This window comes from Streptomyces sp. NPDC048411 (assembly GCF_040704695.1).
In the GTDB taxonomy this organism is placed as follows: domain Bacteria; phylum Actinomycetota; class Actinomycetes; order Streptomycetales; family Streptomycetaceae; genus Streptomyces.
This window is the reverse complement of sequence record NZ_JBEZKL010000029.1, coordinates 63,431-69,430: the sequence shown is the minus strand read 5'-3', so window position 1 is coordinate 69,430 and position 6,000 is coordinate 63,431. Positions and strand designations below refer to the sequence as shown.

At 70.7% G+C, this 6,000-nt stretch carries 7 protein-coding genes; 2 read left to right on the top strand and 5 right to left on the bottom strand.

Features of this window, described 5'->3' with window-relative positions:
* Positions 1-203 precede the first annotated feature (203 nt).
* A complete protein-coding gene (locus tag AB0915_RS13720; RefSeq protein ID WP_366691257.1) occupies positions 204-428 on the bottom strand; it encodes a hypothetical protein in 225 nt (74 codons plus the stop codon).
* Positions 429-626: 198 nt separating this feature from the next.
* Between AB0915_RS13720 and AB0915_RS13715 the strand changes: the two genes are divergently transcribed.
* The gene (locus tag AB0915_RS13715; RefSeq protein ID WP_358863230.1) at positions 627-1,010 is read left to right on the top strand and encodes a cold-shock protein; all 384 of its coding nucleotides are present in this window, start codon (positions 627-629) and stop codon (positions 1,008-1,010) included.
* A 48-nt stretch (positions 1,011-1,058) separates the two neighbouring features.
* On the opposite strand, the gene AB0915_RS13710 is transcribed toward AB0915_RS13715, so the two are convergent.
* The 4 genes from AB0915_RS13710 to AB0915_RS13695 are packed head-to-tail and all read right to left on the bottom strand — an operon-like array spanning position 1,059 to position 4,577.
* Positions 1,059-1,934, bottom strand: a complete 876-nt coding sequence (locus AB0915_RS13710; protein WP_366691256.1) for a 1,4-dihydroxy-6-naphthoate synthase — start codon at positions 1,932-1,934, stop codon at positions 1,059-1,061.
* The gene (locus AB0915_RS13705; protein WP_366691255.1) at positions 1,918-2,613 is read right to left on the bottom strand and encodes a futalosine hydrolase; all 696 of its coding nucleotides are present in this window, start codon (positions 2,611-2,613) and stop codon (positions 1,918-1,920) included. Before AB0915_RS13705 ends, AB0915_RS13710 begins: the two co-directional genes overlap by 17 nt.
* A gap of 29 nt (positions 2,614-2,642) precedes the next feature.
* Entirely contained in the window at positions 2,643-3,125 is a 483-nt protein-coding gene (locus AB0915_RS13700) for a DUF2771 domain-containing protein (protein ID WP_366691254.1), read from the bottom strand.
* Positions 3,126-3,152: 27 nt separating this feature from the next.
* Positions 3,153-4,577 carry an MFS transporter gene (locus tag AB0915_RS13695; protein WP_366691253.1) on the bottom strand — a complete coding sequence of 475 codons (1,425 nt, stop codon included), beginning with the start codon at positions 4,575-4,577 and terminating at the stop codon, positions 3,153-3,155.
* Between the two features lie 395 nt (positions 4,578-4,972).
* Between AB0915_RS13695 and AB0915_RS13690 the strand changes: the two genes are divergently transcribed.
* Positions 4,973-5,908, top strand: coding sequence for a DUF3027 domain-containing protein (locus tag AB0915_RS13690; RefSeq protein WP_366691252.1), 936 nt, complete (start codon positions 4,973-4,975; stop codon positions 5,906-5,908).
* The last annotated feature ends 92 nt before the right edge of the window (positions 5,909-6,000 follow it).

Below are 6,000 nucleotides of genomic sequence, written 5' to 3'. Positions count from 1 at the left end.
CGGACCTCTTCCATCTCCTCAGGTGTCACACCTCAAAGAAGATCACAACCCTACTCCTGCTTGATCATCCGGGGTACCTAACAAAGCCCTACTAGAGAAGAGATCTGTAGGTGTCAGGCCTGGGCGCAGGCGACAGGCCTGGGCAGGATCAAGCCCGTCCGGAGCCGGGGCCGGCCGAAACGGCCTGCCGGACGCCCCCGGCCCTACGCTCTTTGGCGCCCCGCCCATGCCGACCGCACCACGCCCGCCGCGGCGATCAGGAACCCCACGCCCATCAGCATGCACAAGGCGTACGCGAAGGGCGGGAACGGGTCGGTCCCGAGGAACAGCGGAGCCACCGTGACCAGTGTGGCCAGTGCCCCGATGAAGAAAACGATCGCGCCGACGCGGACAAGCCGGTCACCTGCGCCAGAGGGAGGAGTACTCACCCCGCCAGGGTAGTTCCCGCCCCGGAGAACCCGTTCCTTCACCCGGAGTGCGCCGTTTCTGGACAGAGTCCGGATGACCAGGCTTGACGGGGGGTACTGCACCTGTGGAGGCTTCTGCCAGCAGGGGAGCACGACCACTGGACGGCCTGACCTGCTGAGGCTTGGTTCCGGCTTATGGGTTGAGATGGGGTGCGTGCTTTGCCGACTGGCAAGGTCAAATGGTTCAACAGCGAGAAGGGCTTCGGCTTCCTTTCCCGCGACGACGGTGGCGACGTGTTCGTGCACTCGTCGGTGCTCCCTGACGGAGTCGACGCACTCAAGCCCGGCCAACGCGTCGAATTCGGCGTCGTCGCAGGTCAGCGCGGAGATCAGGCGCTCTCGGTGGCGATCCTCGACCCGACCCCGTCCGTCGCTGCCGCCCAGCGCCGCAAGCCGGACGAGCTCGCATCGATCGTGCAGGACCTGACGACGCTGCTGGAGAACATCACGCCGATGCTGGAGCGGGGCCGCTACCCCGACAAGGCGGCCGGCAGGCAGATCGGCGGCCTGCTGCGCGCGGTCGCCGACCAGCTCGACGTCTAGTGTTCCTCCCGTCAGCGGGCGTCCGGCCGCAACCCGTTGCGGCCGGACTCAGGCGAACGACAGAGCGTCCGGGCCGAGGGGCGGCACCAGCCCCTCGGCCGCCGCGCGCGTGAGCAGCCCGCGGACCGCCGCATAGCCGTTCTCGCCGAGGTCGGCGGTGAACTCGTTCACGTACAGCCCGATGTGCTGGTCTGCGACGGCCGGGTCCATCTCCTGGGCATGCTCCAGCACGTACGGCCGGGACATGTCCGGGTCGTCCCACGCCATCTGTACCGACGTGCGGATCGACTCGGCCAGCAGCTTCAGCGTCTTTGCGCCCAGTGACCGCTTGGCGATGATCGCGCCGAGCGGGATCGGCAGCCCGGTCGTCGCCTCCCAGTGCTCGCCCATGTCGGCGAGGCTGTGCAGCCCGTAGTTCCGGTATGTGAAACGCGCCTCGTGGATGACGAGACCGGCGTCCACCTTCCCGTCCCGCACGGCGGGCATGATCTCGTCGAACGGCATGACGACGATCTCGCCGACATAGCCCGGCAGGACATCCGCCGCCCAGAGCCGGAACAGCAGATACGCGGTGGAGCGCTCGCTCGGAACGGCGACGGTCTTTCCCGTCAGATCCGTACCCGGCTCCTTCGTCAGGACGAGCGGCCCGCAGCCGCGGCCCAGCGCACCGCCGCAGGGCAGCAGGGCGTACTCCTCCAGGACCCAGGGCAGCACCGCGTACGACACCTTCAGCACGTCCAGCTCGCCGCGCTCGGCCATGCCGTTCGTGATGTCGATGTCGGCGAAGGTGACATCGAGGGCGGGCGCGCCGGGGACCCTGCCGTGCGCCCAGGCGTCGAAGACGAAGGTGTCGTTCGGGCACGGCGAGAAGGCGATCTTCACAGCGGTGCCGGGCTTCGCGGTGCCCTCAGTCGAGTCGGTCATGCTGGGTCCAACCTTCCAGTACGGGGGTGAGCTTCCCGAACGCGTCGGTGAGTGCGGCCAGCGCGTCGCCGATGCGCCAGGCGTCCCGGTCGCGCGGGCCGACGGCATTCGACACGGCCCGGATCTCCAGCACCGGTACGCGCAGCCGGTCGGCTGCCTCGGCGACCCCGAAGCCCTCCATGGCCTCGGCGACGGCGTCCGGATGCGCGCCGCGGAGGGCGGCGGCGCGGGCGGCGCTGCCGGTCACGGTGGAGACGGTGAGGATGTCGCCGGTGACCGCGCCGGTCGCGGCGGCCACGTCCCGTACCAGGGCCGGCGGCGGCTCGAACCGGTCCCGGCCGAAGCCCAGGGCGGTGACGGGCACGAATCCGTCGGGGGTCTCCGCGCCCAGATCGGCGGCGACGATCGCGCTCGCGACGACGAGGGAGCCGACCGGGGCGCCGGGCGCGAACCCGCCGCCGATACCGGCGGAGACCACCAGGCCGTAGGACCCGGAGGCAAGCCCGAACGCGGCGGCGGCGGCCGCGGACGCCGGACCGGCGCCGCCCGCGAGGACATCGACACCGCCGACGCGGTGCAGCTCGGCGCCCGGTGCCCGGACCACCTCCGGTCCGTCCGTGAACGCACGCGTGACCGCGTCCCGTTCCACCGGGACAGCGGTCACGACGAGCACACGCACGGGGAGGGACCTCCCGGGTCGGGAGGGGATCAGCTGGTCTTCACGAGGGTGAAGTGCCAGATGCCCGTCAGCTTCTTGCCCGTGGTCTCCACGATGCTGATCTCCGTCTTGTTCGCGGTCGCGCCGGTCTGGCTGGAGAAGAAGGCGCTGCCCGGGATGGACCGGTAGGTCTTCTTGTACGGCTCCTGCTCGGCCTGCTGGCCGTTGATGAAGAGGGTCCAGCCGTTGTCCGCGATCTTCGGGTCGACGCCGAAGCGGACCTTGTCGTCCATCGCGACCTTGACGGTGTGCTCGGCCTTTTTGTTGTTGAGGCAGCCCTGGATCAGCGACTCCTTGATGGCGTCGCCGCCGTTGTAGCAGGTTGCCTCGGCACTCACCGAGTTGTCGCCGACCGTCACGGTGGCGAGCGGCGTCGGCTTTTCGCAGGCGGACAGGACAAGGAGTCCCGCGGATACGGCACCAAGAGCGACGCCGATTCGACGGCCCTTACCGGAGAAGAACGCAACGGTCATGGGCCGAAGGCTATCGGTCGCTCCCGCTCACGCCACGCGGGGGTGCGGCGAGCCGCGCCGAGCCGCACCCAGCAAACCCCGTACGGAGGCTGCCACACCGAGGGCGAGGATCCCCGCAGCGACCGACATTCCCAGTACGCCGTTGAGGGGGAGGACGATGCCGATACCGCCGCCGACCACCCAGGCCATCTGGAGCAGTGTCTCGGACCGGGCGAACGCCGACGCGCGGACCTCCTCGGGCACGTCGCGCTGGATCATCGCGTCCAGCGACAGCTTGGACAGTGCCTGGGTGAAACCCGCCACAGCGCCGAGCGCGGCGACCATCACGGTGGAGAAGAAGACCGCGGCGAGGACGGCGACACCGAGCGCCAGCCCCAGCACCGAGGCGATGATCGCCTCCGGGCCGCGGGCCCGGAGCCAGGAGCCCATCGCCGTGCCGAGGGCATTGCCGACCCCGGCCGCGACACCGACGATGCCGAGCGAGACGGCCGCGCTCTGCCCGGCGAGCGGGTGCACCCGCAGCAGGAACGCGAGGAAGAAGATCAGGAAGCCGGAGAGCGCGCGGTGCGCGGCGTTGGCCTGGAGCCCGTGCAGGACGGACGGCCCGACGGTCCGCAGCCCCAGCCGCTTCTCCTTGTTTCCGTTGGCCCTGGCCCTGCCCTTCGTGCCGTTGACCCCGGAGGGAGTGGTGCGGACGGAGGGCTGATGGCTGTGCGGCTCGACCAGCTGGGCGCGGCGTTCGCCCTTCGCCGAGTCGACCTTGCGGGGCAGCGTGAAGGCGAGAACGGTGCCGCCGGTGAAGATGAGACACGCGCCGTAGAGCGGCCAGGGCGCCCCGATGGTCTGCAGCCCGGCCCCGATGGGCGCCGCCACGCCCGTGGCCAGAAGCCCGGCCAGGGTGACCCGGGAATTGGCCTTCACCAGGGAGAAACGGGGTGGCAACAGGCGTGGCACGACCGCGCTGCGCACGACCCCGTACGCCTTCGAGGCGACCAGCACGCCCAGTGCCGCCGGATACAGCTCCAGGCCGCCTGTGGCGACCGCGCCCGACATCGTGAGCGCGAGCACCGCACGCGCCAGCATGGCGCCCGCCATCGCGGCGCGGCGGCCGTGCGGCAGACGGTCCAGGAGCGGGCCGATGACGGGGGCGAGGAGAGTGAACGGCGCCATCGTCACGGCGAGGTAGAGGGCGACGCGGCCCCGCGCCTCGTCCGTCGGGACGGAGAAGAACACGGTCGACGCGAGCGCCACCGTGACCATCACGTCGCCCGCGCCGTTCACGGCGTGCAACTCGATGAGTTTGCCGAGTCCGGACTCTCCGGCCCCGTGGGCGTGCGTCGCCTTGCGGATGCCTTTCGCGGTGCCGGTGAACGGCGTGTGCAGGGCATGACCGATCGACCGGGCCGTCCTGCGGAGCGGGCCGGACCCGTCGTGCGACCTGGCGGAAGCCACCTCGACATACTGCCCCAGCCACTGCGGTAACGAACCGAGAACGGTACAGGGCGCGGGGTTCGCCGCCCTGTCGGGTCAGCGAGCACCCTGCCGACAGGGCATTCCTGCGACCGCTCGGCCCGGACACCGCGGTGGATGCGCAGTCGTTTGGGACGGGAGGTGGGCGGGGAGCTGCGGAGAGGGTAGCGTGCGTAGCGCGCCCCCGGCGGTTTTTCTTGGCCGCGCGCCTCTCGGCGATCCCGCAGAATGGATAGCAGAAGGCGCGCCCGAGGCAGGCACAACGGGTGCGGACGTCGACGCGGCCCCCAGGTCCGCTCCGCCCGCAATCGTTATGGCCGAAATCGATGGATCTGCTGGCGCACTCGTGAGACGGCGTATGGAGAGAAGCGAGACCTGTGAGTGCTGCTACGACGCGAAGCCGTACTGCCCGTACCCCTGCCCCCGACCGTCTGTGCGCCGAGGCGGTAGATCTCGCGCGCGCGGCGGCCGAGGAAGTGGCCGCGCCGGGGGAGGTCGGTGAGCACGTGGGTCTGGTCTCCGAGGGGGACCGGGTGGTCACGCACTACTTCGAGTGCAAGGAACCCGGCTACAAGGGCTGGCGTTGGGCGGCGACGGTCGCCAGGGCCTCCCGCGCCAAGGTCGTCACGTTCGACGAGGCGGTACTGCTGCCGGGGACCGACGCGCTGCTCGCTCCCGAGTGGGTGCCATGGAGCGAGCGGCTGCGGCCCGGCGACATGGGACCTGGTGATCTGCTGCCGACGGAGGCGGAGGATCTGCGTCTGGAGCCGGGGTACAGCGGCGAGGACGAGCCCGCGCCGAACTCGGTGGCCTCCGAGATGTCGGAGGAGATGGCCGACCTCGTCGACGCGGAGGACGCGGAACTCACCACGCGCCCGGAGCCGACAAGGCGCGGCTCCATCGCCGCGCTCGCGGAAGAGCTCGGCATGCGGCGGGCACGGGTGCTGTCCCGGTACGGGCTGCATGTCGCGGCCGACCGCTGGGACGAGGCATTCGGCGCGAAGACGCCGATGGCTCAGGCGGCACCGGCATCCTGTGTCACCTGCGCCTTCCTGGTGCCGCTGGCGGGTTCGCTGCGGCAGGCCTTCGGCGTGTGCGCGAACGAGTTCGGCCCGGCGGACGGTCATGTGGTCTCCCTGTCGTACGGCTGCGGTGGGCACTCGGAGGCAGCGGTGATGCCGAAGCCGCCGAAGCCGGCGCCGCACGCGCTGGACACGATGCAGGTGGACGAGTACCCGCTGCGCCCGGCGCGGGACAGCGGATCGGTCCCGGTGGAACCGGATGAGCCGTCGGAGGACCTGGGCCACTCCTGACACTCCTGGCCGCTGGGGGGTCCGGGTTTGCGGTACCCGGGGGTCGCGCGCTGCGGTGCGGCCCCGGGACTCCCGGTGGGTGCTTTGTCCTC